Annotated in this window: 17 protein-coding genes, 1 pseudogene and 1 riboswitch; of the genes and pseudogenes, 4 read left to right on the top strand and 14 right to left on the bottom strand. The window is 56.7% G+C overall.

The features are described from left to right. The first annotated feature begins 13 nt into the window (after positions 1 to 13). Positions 14 to 206, top strand: a riboswitch (cobalamin riboswitch). A gap of 31 nt (positions 207 to 237) precedes the next feature. Then, on the top strand, positions 238 to 909 hold the full coding sequence (locus Q4G14_RS04375; protein ID WP_303360515.1) for an energy-coupling factor ABC transporter permease: 672 nt from the start codon (positions 238 to 240) through the stop codon (positions 907 to 909). Positions 910 to 1,205: 296 nt separating this feature from the next. Here Q4G14_RS04375 and bluB read toward each other — a convergent pair whose 3' ends face one another. Next, positions 1,206 to 1,829, bottom strand: a complete 624-nt coding sequence (gene bluB / locus Q4G14_RS04370) for a 5,6-dimethylbenzimidazole synthase (RefSeq protein ID WP_303360514.1) — start codon at positions 1,827 to 1,829, stop codon at positions 1,206 to 1,208. Between the two features lie 39 nt (positions 1,830 to 1,868). Between bluB and cobF the strand changes: the two genes are divergently transcribed. The 3 genes and pseudogenes from cobF to Q4G14_RS04355 all read left to right on the top strand — a co-directional run. Next, positions 1,869 to 2,612 (top strand): precorrin-6A synthase (deacetylating), encoded by a 744-nt coding sequence (gene cobF, locus Q4G14_RS04365; RefSeq protein ID WP_303360513.1) that lies wholly within the window; start codon positions 1,869 to 1,871, stop codon positions 2,610 to 2,612. 62 nt (positions 2,613 to 2,674) lie between these two features. Next, positions 2,675 to 4,363 carry an AMP-binding protein gene (locus Q4G14_RS04360; protein ID WP_303360512.1) on the top strand — a complete coding sequence of 563 codons (1,689 nt, stop codon included), beginning with the start codon at positions 2,675 to 2,677 and terminating at the stop codon, positions 4,361 to 4,363. Between the two features lie 228 nt (positions 4,364 to 4,591). Then, positions 4,592 to 4,858, top strand: a pseudogene (locus Q4G14_RS04355) (transposase); the annotation flags it as partial. A 14-nt stretch (positions 4,859 to 4,872) separates the two neighbouring features. Here the strand turns inward: Q4G14_RS04355 and Q4G14_RS04350 are convergent. From Q4G14_RS04350 to Q4G14_RS04295, 13 genes are all read right to left on the bottom strand, one after another. Next, positions 4,873 to 5,313 carry a tetratricopeptide repeat protein gene (locus tag Q4G14_RS04350; protein WP_303360511.1) on the bottom strand — a complete coding sequence of 147 codons (441 nt, stop codon included), beginning with the start codon at positions 5,311 to 5,313 and terminating at the stop codon, positions 4,873 to 4,875. Next, the gene (locus Q4G14_RS04345; RefSeq protein ID WP_303360510.1) at positions 5,303 to 5,761 is read right to left on the bottom strand and encodes a hypothetical protein; all 459 of its coding nucleotides are present in this window, start codon (positions 5,759 to 5,761) and stop codon (positions 5,303 to 5,305) included. The genes Q4G14_RS04350 and Q4G14_RS04345 overlap by 11 nt, the downstream gene beginning before the upstream one ends. Positions 5,762 to 5,767: 6 nt before the next feature. Next, positions 5,768 to 5,953 (bottom strand): hypothetical protein, encoded by a 186-nt coding sequence (locus Q4G14_RS15050; RefSeq protein WP_368661310.1) that lies wholly within the window; start codon positions 5,951 to 5,953, stop codon positions 5,768 to 5,770. A 448-nt stretch (positions 5,954 to 6,401) separates the two neighbouring features. Then, on the bottom strand, positions 6,402 to 6,869 hold the full coding sequence (locus Q4G14_RS04340; protein ID WP_303360509.1) for an SMI1/KNR4 family protein: 468 nt from the start codon (positions 6,867 to 6,869) through the stop codon (positions 6,402 to 6,404). 113 nt (positions 6,870 to 6,982) lie between these two features. Next, positions 6,983 to 7,435, bottom strand: coding sequence for an ankyrin repeat domain-containing protein (locus tag Q4G14_RS04335; protein ID WP_303360508.1), 453 nt, complete (start codon positions 7,433 to 7,435; stop codon positions 6,983 to 6,985). Then, positions 7,428 to 8,063 (bottom strand): HNH/ENDO VII family nuclease, encoded by a 636-nt coding sequence (locus Q4G14_RS04330; protein ID WP_303360507.1) that lies wholly within the window; start codon positions 8,061 to 8,063, stop codon positions 7,428 to 7,430. The genes Q4G14_RS04335 and Q4G14_RS04330 overlap by 8 nt, the downstream gene beginning before the upstream one ends. 139 nt (positions 8,064 to 8,202) lie before the next feature. Then, complete coding sequence (locus Q4G14_RS04325; protein WP_303360506.1) at positions 8,203 to 8,904, bottom strand: GAD-like domain-containing protein; 702 nt, start codon at positions 8,902 to 8,904, stop codon at positions 8,203 to 8,205. A gap of 4 nt (positions 8,905 to 8,908) precedes the next feature. Further along, complete coding sequence (locus Q4G14_RS04320) at positions 8,909 to 9,610, bottom strand: polymorphic toxin type 15 domain-containing protein (RefSeq protein ID WP_303360505.1); 702 nt, start codon at positions 9,608 to 9,610, stop codon at positions 8,909 to 8,911. A 143-nt stretch (positions 9,611 to 9,753) separates the two neighbouring features. Further along, positions 9,754 to 10,632 (bottom strand): tetratricopeptide repeat protein, encoded by an 879-nt coding sequence (locus tag Q4G14_RS04315; protein WP_303360504.1) that lies wholly within the window; start codon positions 10,630 to 10,632, stop codon positions 9,754 to 9,756. Positions 10,633 to 10,638: 6 nt separating this feature from the next. After that, positions 10,639 to 12,213 carry a PAAR-like domain-containing protein gene (locus Q4G14_RS04310; protein WP_303360503.1) on the bottom strand — a complete coding sequence of 525 codons (1,575 nt, stop codon included), beginning with the start codon at positions 12,211 to 12,213 and terminating at the stop codon, positions 10,639 to 10,641. Further along, a complete protein-coding gene (locus Q4G14_RS04305; protein ID WP_303360502.1) occupies positions 12,213 to 13,265 on the bottom strand; it encodes a DUF2169 domain-containing protein in 1,053 nt (350 codons plus the stop codon). Before Q4G14_RS04305 ends, Q4G14_RS04310 begins: the two co-directional genes overlap by 1 nt. Positions 13,266 to 13,290: 25 nt before the next feature. After that, positions 13,291 to 13,923, bottom strand: a complete 633-nt coding sequence (locus tag Q4G14_RS04300; protein WP_303360501.1) for a hypothetical protein — start codon at positions 13,921 to 13,923, stop codon at positions 13,291 to 13,293. Continuing rightward, positions 13,920 to 14,131, bottom strand: a 212-nt coding sequence (locus tag Q4G14_RS04295) for a hypothetical protein (RefSeq protein WP_303360500.1), incomplete at its 5' end; no start/stop codon positions are given. The genes Q4G14_RS04300 and Q4G14_RS04295, both read right to left, overlap by 4 nt.

Raw genomic sequence — 14,131 nt, 5'->3', positions numbered from 1 at the left:
GCGGGGCCTTTCTGGCAAGGCTGGTGTGTCAGGTGCCCGCAAGGGCTAAACGGGAATGGGGTCAAGGCATCCGCCGAATCCCCAGCCGCCCCCGCGACTGTATGCGGACAGCGGGCTGCCATTATGCCACTGCCTTATCGGGTGGGAAGGCGGCAGTCAGCCATGACCCGCAAGCCAGGAGACCGGCCCGACGCCCGAAACACCAGCCGCCGTCGGAGGGACGGCAAGGAGAGCGTGATGCATATCGAACCCGGCGTCGTTGATGGCGCGAAAATGGCCCTGGCTTACGGCACTGCCGCCGCCGCTGCGGGCGTGTCGCTGAAACTGATCGCGGATGATCTGAAAACCCACAGCCTGCCGTCCTTTGCGGCGCGCTCGGTTCTGGCGCTGATCGGCACCTTTGTCTGCTTTGAAGTGCTGCCGCATTTCGCCGTCGGCGTGTCCGAGGTTCACCTGATCCTTGGCACCACCCTGCTGCTGATCCTTGGCGCGGGGCCTGCGGCTGTCGGTCTGGCCGCCGGTCTGCTGGTGCAGGGGCTGTTCTTTGCGCCCACCGATCTGCCGATGTATTTCGTCAACGTCACCACGCTGCTGTTCCCGCTGTTCGCGATCCACATGATCGCCCGCCGTATCATCCCGGCACATAAACCCTATGTCGATCTGGGCTATGGCGATGTGCTGAAACTGTCGGCGGCCTATCAGGGCGGTATCGTGGCCTGGGTCGCCTTCTGGGCGCTGTATGGTCAGGGTGCGGGCGTGATGTCAGAGGTGCTGTCCTTTGGCGCGGCCTATATGCTGGTTATCCTGATCGAGCCGCTGGCCGATCTGGCCGCGCTGGCTATCGCCAAGACCCTGCACCGCCACAAGGATTCGGGTCTGTTCGTGGACCGTCTGCACCGCGCCGCCTGATCCGGGCTGAAACGATTGAACGGCGGTCCGCAGGGGCCGCCGTTTTGCTTTTGTGGGGTGGCTGTCGGTTTTCAACCTTATCAGTGGCCGTCCAAAGTTGCGTATTTAGACAAACAGGAAGCGGCCGCATCTTTGGTCTGCAAATATCCCACGGGGTGAGGAGGATAAGGAAAAGGTCCAGTGGCCCTTTTCCCCGACGAACGCCGGGTCTTATCTTTGGTCCCTAAATATCCCACGGGGGTCCGGGGGTGTGAAACCCCCGGCCTTTGGGCGGTCGTTGTGGCATCAGGCCGTGCTTAAACCTGTTTCCACACCGTTGCCGCGTTTTCCTGCCAGCCGACACGGTGCAGCAGGGGTGTGTCATCCTGCCGCTCGGGATAGCCGAGGCAGAGATAGGCGGTAAAGCGCCATTCCCTGGGCGCGTTCAGGATCGCCGTAATCCGCGCGGGATCGAGGGCCGAGACCCAGCCCAGGCCGATGTTTTCCGCCCGCGCTGCCAGCCACAGGGTATGGATCGCCATCACCGTGGAATAGGCCAGCGTTTCGGGCATGGTTTGCCGGCCAAGGCCGCGCCCGGCGCTTGGGTCGGTTTCGGTGAAGATGGCAAGATGCTCGGGCGCTTCGACCAGACCGGCCAGTTTCAGGCGCAGGTATTCGGCGCGCGTCGCATCGTCATAGCGGGCCGCTGCCTGATCGTTGCAGCGGGTGAACTCGTCGGTCACGGCGGTGCGCAGGGCCGGGCTGCGCACCCGCATCACCCGCCAGGGGCGCGCATTGCCTACCGATGGCGCCATGTCCATTGCCGCCCGCAGCCGGTCCAGCACGGGTTCCGGCACCGGGTCGCGGTGGAAATGGCGCATGTCGCGGCGCCAGCGCAGGATGTCGGACAGGGTGTTGCGGTCGGCGTCGGTGAACTGCATAGCGGGGACGGTAGGACCGCGCAGCACAAGGGGCAAGTCATGATCGAACTGGCGCTGATTGGGATCGGCATGGGCACCCCCGATCATCTGACCGGCGCGGCGATTGCCGCCATCAACGGCGCCGATCTGATCCTGATCCCGCGCAAGGCGGACAAGCGGGGCGATCTGGCCGATCTGCGCCATCAGGTGCTGGCTGCGGTGCAGACCGCGCCGGTGCCGGTGGCCGAGTTCGACATGCCCGAGCGCGATGCCCGCGCCGATTATCTGGGTGCGGTGGATGACTGGCACGACCAGATCGCCGCATGCTGGCTGGCGGCGCTGCGCGCACATTTGCCGCAGGGCGGGCGCGCGGCGCTGTTGGTCTGGGGCGATCCGTCGCTGTATGACAGCACGCTGCGGATCGCGGCGCGGCTGGATGATCTGCGCGTCAGTGTGGTGCCCGGCATCACCAGCCTGCAACTGTTGACGGCGGCGCATTGCGTGCCGCTGAACGGGCTGGCCGGCGCGGTGACGATCACCACCGGGCGGCGGCTGCGCGATCACGGCTGGCCCGAAGGCGCGGGCAGCGTGGCGGTGATGCTGGATGCGGGCGGGGCGTTTTCGGCACTGGACCCGGCGGGCATTCAGATCTGGTGGGGGGCCTATGTCGGCATGGCGCAGGAAAGCCTGATCGCCGGACCGCTGGCCGAAGTCGGGCCGCAGATCATCGCCACCCGCGCTGACCTGCGCGCCCGCCATGGCTGGATCATGGATATTTACCTGATGCGGCGCGGGCCGGGCTGAGGCCCCTTGCACTTTGCTGCCGTTCGGCCAAGCATATGCCCGGATCAGCAAAGGGGGGGACCATGATCTACGGTGAAGCTCCACGTCCGGGCGGCGAGGCAAGGGTCAAGGGCGCGACCGATCAGCCGCTGCTGCGCGACACTATCCCCGACATTCTGGCCCGCACCGTCGCCGCCAACCCCGATGGCGAGGCGCTGGTCTTTACCGACCGCGACCTGCGCATGACCTGGCGCGAATTTTCCGACGCGGTGGACCGGCTGGCCACCGGGTTGCTGAACCTTGGCATCGCGCGGGGCGACCGCGTGGGCATCTGGTCGCCCAACCGCCCCGAATGGGTGCTGACGCAATTCGCCACCGCCCGCATCGGCGCGATTCTGGTGAATGTGAACCCGGCCTATCGCATCGGCGAGCTGGAATTCGCGCTGCGCCATGTCGGGGTGCGCTGTCTGATTACGGCCGACAAGTTCAAGGCGTCTTACTATGTCGGTATCCTTCAGGATCTGTGCCCGGAACTGGCGCAATCGGCACCCGGCGCGCTGGTCTCGGCCAAGCTGCCCGATCTGCGCATGGTGGTGCGCATGGGGGATACGAAAACGCCGGGGATGCTGAACTTTCCCGATCTGGCCGCAACCCCCGCCGATACCGCGCGGCTGGACACGCTGACCGCGATGCTGAACCGCGAGGATTCGATCAATATCCAGTTCACCTCGGGCACCACCGGCCTGCCCAAAGGCGCAGTGCTGACCCATGCCAATATCGTCAACAACGCCAATTTCGTCTCGGCCCGGATCAAGTTCACCCAGGATGACCGGCTGTGCATTCCGGTGCCGCTGTATCACTGTTTCGGCATGGTGATGGGGGTGCTGGGCTGCGTCACCAAGGGCGCGACCATGGTGTTCCCCGGCGAAGGCTTTGACCCCGATTCGACGCTGGCGACGGTGGCCGATGAACGCTGCACCGGACTGTATGGTGTGCCGACGATGTTTTCCACCATGCTGGATGCCGAAAGCTTTGTGCGCCACGATCTGTCGTCGCTGCGCACCGGCATCATGGCCGGCGCGCCCTGCCCGATCGAGGTGATGAAGCGCGTTCAGCGCGACATGCACATGCAAGAGGTGACGATCGCCTATGGCATGACCGAAACCAGCCCGGTGTCGTTCCAGTCGCATACCGACGATCCGGTGGACAAGCGCGTGTCCACCGTGGGCCGCATCCATCCGCATCTTGAGGTCAAGCTGGTCAACGAACGTGGCGGCACCGTCGGTATTGGCGAAACCGGCGAATTGTGCACCCGTGGCTATTCCGTCATGCGCGGTTACTGGGGCGAGCCGGGCAAAACCGCCGAGGCGGTGGATGACGACGGCTGGATGCACACCGGCGATCTGGCCACCATTGACGCCGAGGGCTATTGCGCCATCGTCGGCCGGGTCAAGGATATGCTGATCCGCGGCGGCGAGAATATCTACCCGCGCGAGATCGAGGAATATATCTTCCGCCACCCCGCCGTGCAGACCGTTCAGGTCTTTGGCGTGCCGGACGCGAAATTCGGCGAAGAAGTCTGCGCCTGGATCGTGCTGAAACCCGGTCAAAGCGCCACCGAGGATGACATCCGCGATTTTTGCAAAACCCTGATGTCGCATTACAAGGTGCCGCGCTATATCCGCTTCAAGGCGGAACTGCCGATGACCGTAACCGGCAAGGCGCAGAAATTCGTCATGCGCGACCAGATGGCGGCGGAACTGCGGGGCTAGGTTCAGGCCGTATCACAACGGGGCGCGGGCGGATTGTCTGCGCCCTTGGGGTGGTTGGGGGCAAATGGTCCTGCGCGGGCGGGTCCATATGGCTTGGTTTCTTATGCGCCGCCGGTGGCAGCCATATTCATTCCTGTCACTGTCACGATTGTAACAACGAACAGCGCCGTGCGGAAAAGACGAATATCTTTTTCCCCTAGGTCATGTTGACAAATGGCGGAGCCACAGGCGGATAGAGGCTATGACTCCGACAAGGTCCGCAAAACAATGGAGGTGCGTAACGTCGTCCCGGTGATCCCGATGCACAAGTCCCGCAGGCTGCGCATCGCCGTGGACCGCACCCTCTACCGGCTGCGGAACCTCGTCGAAAGGTGCTTCAACAAGCTCAAGAATGCCCGCCGCGTCGCTACCCGCTACGACAAGACAGCAGAAAGCTTCCTGGCCTTCATCGACATCTCTTCCATCCGCCTCTGGCTCCGCCATTTGTCAACATGACCTGGATTTATATCTTATTTGTTTCGGTTTAATAGATTTTTGTCCGCGAGGTGCTGGAGATACTTACCTCCATTTGGGTGAAATATGTCTGCGCCCTCTGCCATATAGGCGCGAAGCAAGTGTTCGGTTGCTGCATCCTTCTGTCCGAGGTCGTATAAAGTCATGCCAAGGCCGATTTGGACAAATGGATGTGCGTAGCCGTCATCCGATATTTCTGCTGAACGGAAGGATGAGAGAGCTTCCTCTAGCAAACCTAACTCTCTTTGGGCATCCCCAATGGACGCATATAGCCAAAGCGCGGCTTCCCATGTGTGGGCTGGTTGGGGAAGCAGATCGAGAGCGTCGCGCCAGTAGGCAATGGCGCGATCTGCGTTTCCTGCATCCATTTCAATATTTCCAAGTTCCGAAAGCCGTTCGATTTCTTCGTATATTTTTTCGGGAAGGTCACCGGGCATTAAACTTCCCTTTTTCGCTTTGATAAATTTTCAGCCACTTTTGGCGCTCTGGTGCTCGAAGGGGCTGCTCCCCATATATCTCCACTATCCTGTTGATAATGTATAGGAGCCTTTCGGTGTTGCCAAATGAAGATGTTACCTCAGCCTCTATGGTTAATACTTCAAGGTCTTCGTGATTTGGATCGTTGAACATAATTGCCGTAATCTCTACCCATTTTGTTGCGGCAGCCTCGTCCCGGAAATTTATGTAGTCTTCAACAAAGCTTCTTGATAGGCTTTGGGGGTAGTAGTCCCATCGCTCTTTAGGTTCTGGAATGAGATCCCATGCCATTAGCGCGATCTCATGTGATTTTCTAAGGTCTCCCTCTCTAAAGGCGTCGCTGGATGCTGCTAAAATCTCGTCAATCTTGCTTTTTATAGGTTCGGGTATCTCAGGTTTTCTGTTCATCTTGTCCTATCTTTCTACTGGTGGAAGGTATCTGGAACTTGTGGCGCCACCCCTTGCTGAATTCAAAGGTCCATACTCGAACCTATAGTTGTTTGAATCCAACATCCAGGCACGAACCTCTCTTGATTTTGCACCGTAAAATCGCCCTGTTTCGTTCCAATAGTCAACCGCGTCAACCGGATGATGGCCCATGTGGGTGTCGCTGGAGTCGACAAATCGCCATGTGCCGGTCTCATCTAAAAATTGGTCCCTTCCATGACGGTCAGTTCTAAGTGTGCCCTCTTGCCGCATTCTTTCTCGAACTTCTCGACCGGTTCGAGAGTTTTTACCCGGTGTGCGTCCAAGATATTGCTCACGCAAGCTGATCCGGCGCGTACTCCTCGCCCCATCCCTACCATCCTCTTCCTCCCGAACCTCATCCCTGCGCCGCCGCCTGGTGGCCCCGCCTGCGCGGGTGGCATCGCCGATGTCTCCCAAGGCGTCGGCGGCCTCTCCTGCCGCTTTTGCCTTACGGAACGGATTGAGAAGGTCAACTCCAAGCCCGGCCACAACACCGGCAGCACCGGCTAAGCCATTGTCTTCCTGCGAGTCCTTGTGGAAGCTCTATATGTGGTGGGGTTGGTTTGGCCTCTTTGAGATGTTAATCGTCGAGGCTTAATTCAACTTCCTTAAGCAAAAACTCGCCAAAGGAATCCGCAACCTTTTCAAGGCCGACCGGATATCCAGCTGCGGGGACCAGATAAACAGGGGATTCTCCGTTCGGCTGGCGTTCTGCACATTCTATACAGAACTCCGGTCCGTATCCTGAACTCATTATGCACACCATCGTCTGGCTTATCTGTCCACGGGCGCGTGCAACTTCGGTCTGAAACCAGACACCAGAGCCGCCCTCTCCTTTTACTCCGTTAAGGCCGATGCCGTAAATTATTTCACCCCCTCGATAAATCAATATTCCAAAATCCTGAAGCATAGCTCTGTAGGATGGAGGGAGCTTAACCTGGAGGGCAACTTCTAAAAGATCTATTGTATCACTGGTTTGCGGAGATTGGAGCCTATCCAAGCGCCCCCACTTTTCCAGTAGTGATATTGCTCTGCGGTAGTGTTCCATGGGCGCGGCTTGCTTCCTTGGGGGTTTAAGTCTTTGATCCGTAAATATTCCTCCTGCTAATTTGGGAGGCTCCTCACGCATCCTGAAATTTTTAATTTGTGTGCACTAAGAATTCATCCGTTGAGTATTTGTATCATTTCCTCGTCCCCTTTGATTTTTGCCATAATTATTGGGGTTTTCCCCGAGGTATTTACTTTTGAGGCGTCGCCTCCGTGATGTAAAATGGATTTAATAATATTATAATTTGGGTTTGGCTGCATGACGGCTGTCCAAAGTGCTGCATTTCCGTATCTATCAGAGATGTTGACATCTCCACCGGACTGTATAATAGCTGTGGCTATGTCCTCGTAGTCCCTGGAAATTGCATACTGCAATGCTGTCTGGCCATTGTTGTCCTGATGGTCGAGCGGGGTGCCGAGTTCCATGAGTGCTATTGCATATTGAGGTGCCCATACAATTGCTTCTTGAAGGAGTGTATGGTTGTCATCACTGATTTGGCTTGGGTTTTTTATACCTTGTAGGTTTAAAGATTTGTTCGTTCTAATCTCTTGGAACCAGTCAGTCATAGTCATTCCTCTTCGAATCGATGGCTTCTATTCCAGATACGCTTTCTGGCTGATAGTTTTTGGGGTTCCGATACTCGTCAAGGGATTTTTCCTTTGATATCTTCCCGTCTATATAGTCTTTGTGCAGTTTTCGATACTCATGTCCTGGCTTGTGTCCCATGTCCCACTGCCCCGAGCGGCTTCTGCTTCTATCCCATTCTAATTTTTCGCCTGTATTTGGGTCATAAACGTTGCCGCGGCGATCCTTGGCATTTTCCCATACGGAGTCCACTTGCCCTGGTGCATATTTAGGCCGGCTAGTTGTATCTCTGTAGGGCTTCTCTCTCGTACTCCTCGCCCCATCCCTACCATCCTCTTCCTCCCGATCCTCGCCCCTGCGCCGCCGCCTGGTGGCCCCGCCTGTGCGGGTGGCATCGCCGATGTCTCCCAGAGCGTCGGCGGCCTCTCCTGCCGCTTTTGCCTTGCGGAACGGATTGAGAAGGTCAACCCCAAGCCCGGCCACAACACCGGCAGCACCGGCTAAGCCATTGTCTTCCCACGCGCCTTCGACCCCGTTCCACGCGTCGGAAAGCCCTTCTGCACCCCAGTTCCATACCGCCCCGACCGAGCCGCGGGGGGCGTCGACCACCTGCCGCCCGACCGCCGCCGCGCCCGAGGCGATATTCTGCGCGCCGTCCTGAATATCGCTCCAGCTTGGCCGCGCGTCCCACAGACCCTGCGCATCGCGCCCGATCTGTGACGGATCATCCCAATATTCCCGAGATTATCTAACCAATTTTTCGGACGGGCTGAATACCGCCGGGGACGAGGCGCATCAGGTAGCGGTCGCCCATTTGGGCAAGGATCGACAGATGTTCCGGGGCGGAAACGCGTTTGATATTTTCGACGCGTTGGAAAATGGAACCCACCCCGGCAATGCTAAGTGCGGGCACAAAGCCATAGATTTCGCCGGGGGCGGGCATGCCGTAGGCTTCGATGCAGCGGTCGAGCATCGGCTGGTCGAGGTAATCGTAAAATTCGTAAGAATCGCGATGTGGGATCATGCCCGACGCAAGTTGAGCAGGTGAAACTTTTGGGTTAAGGGTCTGCTCTGGCCGTGTTAATCTTCGACTGAATACTCTGCCCAAAGCCATTTCCACATTGAAATCGTGGAGTTGATCAGACCAGAAATAACAGTCGCCAAATGCGGAATAGCCAATCATATGGCAGGTGCGATGATCAAGATCAGGATCGGCACCAAATATCTGCGCGGATACGGGGCGCATTTCGATGGGGTTGACCATGGTAAAGCTGCCGCCGTGGAAACGACAATAGCCTTTGTCTCGGATCAGCTCATAAAGTGAGGCTGGCAGTATCTTCTCTAGATCACGAAGCTCATCCGGTGTAGCGTTACGCATATGCTCAACGGGGCCATCGTGCTCGAAAGTATCAGCGATGTCTGGCCAGCGTTCGAAAAGATCATCCGACATGTTTTTAGCACCTCCTCAGTTCAACTTGCATTTTTTCACCAGCACGTCCTGATCTACGCATTCTTTCTGCTTCCTGCCCAAGGGAATCGGCGCGACCACCGTGTGTCCACTGGTTGCCGATATGCGAATTTTCTGGACCGCCACCCAAAACAGGATTACCTTGCGCATCATGCGAAAAATACCGTGGATCGCCGCCGGCAACCATGTCAAGGAAATGAGTTGCATGTAGCCCTCGCATGCGGCTTCGTGCTTTGGAACGAGATATTCCTTCTTTATCCTGCAGATGTCGTCTGTAGTCTTTCCGATGCCTGCTCTGCGCCGTTTTATCCCTTAACGCATCCGTCGTCAGCCCCTCTTCCCGCATCCGGTTCAAGACCCAATGCGCATATCCCATGTCATCGGCGGTCATGTTGTTAATAACGCTCATCCGTTCCGCCAATTGCCGGTCATATTCTACCGCATCAAGCCCCGGCGGCATATCGAAACAGCGCACCCGAAGCACCCGCCCGGTGCTTCTCGCCCCATCCCTGCCATCCTCTTCCTCCCGATCCTCATCCCTGCGCCGCCGCCTGGTGGTCCCGCCTGCGCGGGTGGCATCGCCGATGTCTCCCAGGGCGTCGGCGGCCTCTCCTGCCGCTTTTGCCTTGCGGAACGGATTGATAAGGTCAACCCCAAGCCCGGCCACAACACCGGCAGCACCGACCAAGCCATTGGTTTCCCACGCGCTTTCGACCCCGTTCCACGCGTCGGAAAGCCCTTCAACGCGGATATGGAGTTTCGTTAAACGCCACTCATCGGGTCACGATTTCGTTGGCCGTGTGGAGTAGTTAGATTTATATCTTATTTGTTTCAGTTTAATAGATTTTTGTCCGCGAGGTGCTGGAGATACTTGCCTCCATTTGGGTGAAATATGTCTGCGCCCTCTGCCATATAGGCGCGAAGCAAGTGTTCGGTTGCTGCATCCTTCTGTCCGAGGTCGTATAAAGTCATGCCAAGGCCGATTTGGACAAATGGATGTGCGTAGCCGTCATCCGATATTTCTGCTGAACGGAAGGATGAGAGAGCTTCCTCTAGCAAACCTAACTCTCTTTGGGCATCCCCAATGGACGCATATAGCCAAAGCGCGGCTTCCCATGTGTGGGCTGGTTGGGGAAGCAGATCGAGAGCGTCGCGCCAGTAGGCAATGGCGCGATCTGCGTTTCCTGCATCCATTTCAATATTTCCAAGTTCCGAAAGTCGTTCGATTTCTTCGTGTGTTCTGTCGGGAAGTTCGCTGGCATTGTGATGCCATTCTCCCTTTTTATAAAGATCAAGCCATGAGGTTTGTTCGGGTCCGGAGAAGCCCTTTTCCCCATATATCTCTAAAATTCTCCCAATGACATAGTGGGCACGCTCTTTGTTCCCAAGTTCCATCATTGCCCATGCTTCTGTGCTCAAAACATAATGATCCTCATGATTTGGATCGTTGTACATATGGGCCATGACTTCCACCCATTTATGGGTATTTTTTTCATCTCCGAATTTGGCGAAATCTTCGACGAAGCTTCGGGAAAGGCTTTGGGGGTAGTAGTCCCATTGCTCTTTGGGTTCTGGAATGAGATCCCATGCCATTAGCGCGATCTCATGTGATTTTCTAAGGTCTCCTTCTCTAAAGGCATCGCCGGAGGCGGCTAGAATTTCGTCAATCTCGCTTTTTGTGGGTTCGGGTATCTCAGGTTTTCTGTTCATCGTGTCCTATCTTTCTACTGGTGGAAGGTATCTGGCGCTCGTAGAGCCGCCTCTTGCTGAATTTAAAGGTCCGTACTCAAATCTATAGTTACTTGAATCCAGCATCCAGTCGCGCACTTCTCGTGATTTTGCACCGTGGAATCGCCCTGTTTCGTTCCAATAGTCAACTGCGTCAACCGGATGATGGCCCATATGTGTCTGTGGGCTGTCGACAGGATACCATCTATTATCCTCGCCCAAGAACTCATCCCTTCCATGACGGTCAGTTCTAAGTGTGCCCTCTTGCCGCATTCTTTCTCGAACTTCTCGACCGGTTCGAGAGTTTTTACCCGGTGTGCGTCCAAGATATTGCTCACGCAAGCTGATCCGGCGCGTACTCCTCGCCCCATCCCTACCATCCTCTTCCTCCCGAACCTCATCCCTGCGCCGCCGCCTGGTGGCCCCGCCTGCGCGGGTGGCATCGCCGATGTCTCCCAAGGCGTCGGCGGCCTCTCCTGCCGCTTTTGCCTTGCGGAACGGATTGATAAGGTCAACTCCAAGCCCGGCCACAACACCGGCAGCACCGGCCAAGCCATTGTCTTCCCACGCTCCTTCAACCCCGTTCCACGCGTCGGAAAGCCCTTCTGCACCCCAGTTCCATACAGCCCCGGCCGAGCCGCGGGGGTCGTCGACCACCTGCCGCCCGACCGCCGCCGCGCCCGAGGCGATATTCTGCGCGCCGTCCTGAATATCGCTCCAGCTTGGCCGCGCGTCCCACAGACCCTGCGCATCGCGCCCGATCTGTGACGGATCATCCCAATATTCCCCCGCCTTGTCCAGAATCGAAGCGCCTGTCTGGGCCGTCCCCGAGGCGCCCATAAACCCGTCTCTGAATGAATCCAAACGGCTTTTTTGCGCCTGATCCCGCCCATCCGGTGCCGGATGGGTCGCCGTTGAATCAACGTGAATGAACTCACCCGGACAATTGCCAGAGTTCAGGGTGCAACTGTCGCGGTGGCGGATCAACGGCTGGCCTTCGGCAAAGACCAGCGGGGAGTGGCTGGTCGGGGCAACGATGCTGCCCCGTGTCCCCGAAATGACACCGCCGCCGGTTCCCGCCTCGTCACCATAGGTCGTGGTGAAGCGGCTGCCCCATGTCATCAGGGTCTGGCCGTTAGATCGCACGGTACTGGCATAATTCTGATCGTCATTCGCCCGGCCATAGACCGGGAAAGGACAGGGCCGACGCGGCGCACGGCACACATCCGGCGATGTCGAAACCGCGATCGCGGCAGCCGTATCGGGGATGACCTCGGGTGGCGGCGGATTTGGGGCAGTCGGGGGTGGTGGGCCATGCGCCTTTATCGCGGCATCCAGAAGTTCAGGGTCTGTGAACTGCTGCCCTTCGTCGTCTATATCGTGATGAAAAGTGAATTCCTCAGAGTTTTTATGATAGATTACCGTTCCATCCGCTGGCAGGCCGGCGCGGCGCAAAGCTGCGGCTGTTTCGGGAAGGTCGGTAATGTCAATGCCCGCCGTAATATAAATTGTCGGCAGCACGAATATATCAGGGTTTTCGGGGGAGTTAAAATCCTGTCCCATTATACCCCCTCCGGGATTGGATTTCGTGCGACGATGATAGGTTGTCCTCGTCCGTCATGCCACGGAAACCCGGCGCGCCACGTTAGAAAGACACGGCCAACGCCGGGGCGCATATCGAAATGCACACCGTCCAAGACAAAGGGTGCTATGCCTTTGCCCTCGGGGCGAGGTAAGTGGATCTCCATCTGAATATCAGGCAGGCACCCTTGAAAAGTCGGATAGCCCCGCAACAGATTTCTTAATTCAAAATGTTCGTTGCCCTTTAGCCAGCCATCTGCGATCAAGTCGGGATGGGCACATTGCCAGAACCTGAAGTTAAAATCCTCTGGCAGCAAGGGATGGCGTCTTGATTGCCATGCCTCGTCATAAGTTCCGGCATATTTTAATCGCTGTTCCCAAAACGGCGGAATTGGGCCTAAGCCTTGCGGTTCGTAGCACTTTTGCCAATCTGTGATCGGGTCATCGGGTGCCTCGATCTGCGGTGCAGGAAAGTTATCCGTGTCCATATCTGGTGCAATGCCGCAGCCGATAGGGTTTTTCTCATAGGGTTGCGTCTGTGCGTTATCAGGCGCCGGAATGCTTCCACCATAAGCCCTGTCCCATCCGAGTGGAACATGATTAACAGATTCAGGCTCTGTTAACTCCCATTCATTTGATGCGCGGCGCAAAATTCCCGACCGAGTTCGTTTCTTGACCCAAGACCTTGGGCCGTGGACGCGGAGATTCTTTTCTATATTGCCAACTGTCAGGCCGCATATCCAGCTTGGCTGAATTCTCCCCGTTTCTGTGTATGAGCTTCCGAGAAATGTAATATCTGTTGCGGGTTTGAATGGGGTCAGATCGCTTTGTGTAACGAGTTGTGATGCGTGTGGGTCGATGCCGTCATAGGTGTCCGAAAAACAAAGCGGTGCCTGATCGCGGGCTAATGTTAAAGGGCCGCCTCTCGTCAGAAAGAATGTGCCGCGCATCGCAACAACACCCATCATTTTTCCGGCTAAATTATACTGCCGAAATGCAATGGCCGGGAAGGGGGTGTGATTTACGGGTGACATTCGTGCAGCTTTACCAATTGATCGTTTATAATGTGACGCCGCTTAAGCAATCTGCGCGGGTGCCGAAAAATCCCAGTTCTGGAGTTGCCTCGACCAGCCAGACGGTCATTTTCTGAGCGTCATTTGGATGCGGTGGTGAAAATAACGTGGCTTCTGAGTGGATGCCGAGAATGTCTTTCGGTCTTGCGGCAAATTGGGTGTTCGAGAGCAAGATGCGTAAGCTGGGCCCGGTTGTGGCCGCCCCTTCCTTAATAGGGCGTGACAGATCAATACTTGCCATATTTAATTCTACGAATCTGGATGGAATTGTGCGGAGTTGTTCGTAGGCCCGCATTTCGTCCTGTCGCAGGAAGGTTGCGCTCAGCAGATGCTCTGTTTTGACGGGGTCGATCCCTGTTATCTTGGAAATTTTAGTGATAAGTCTTTTGATGGAAGTGGGCTGAGTCTCATTGATGGACTGCGCTCTGGTTATGGCAGGGTAAAGGTGCATAATAAGTGTAATTACAGTGAAAACCCTGCCTGCTGTGCTTTTTATTATATCCGGCGGCATGGTTAAATTTATAGTTTCACCAAATACCTTGTGCCGCTTGCCTGCGGATAGATGCCCTGTTGAAATATGATGTAGTGCTGAGAGTGTGAATTTAAGAGAGGGGGTCATGATGCATCTTCTGGCTCTGGAGCAGGCGCTGATGCTGGTTTGTTCAGGTCAACCACGCTGCCGTTGATCTGAACAGGCCCAGATGCGGTGAAGTTGAAATTTGTCCCAAGGATAATGACGCTGCCGTCATTTCGCATAATAAATTTTGATGCCCCACATTCGATCACGAACTCCTCGCCCACGGCGATCTTTTTATATTTCCCGACGC

Origin of the sequence: Paracoccus sp. (in: a-proteobacteria), from assembly GCF_030538755.1 — a bacterium.
Classification (GTDB): Bacteria; Pseudomonadota; Alphaproteobacteria; order Rhodobacterales; family Rhodobacteraceae; genus Paracoccus.
The sequence above is the reverse complement of the archived record's forward strand: the minus strand, read 5'-3'. Positions and strand labels throughout refer to the sequence as shown.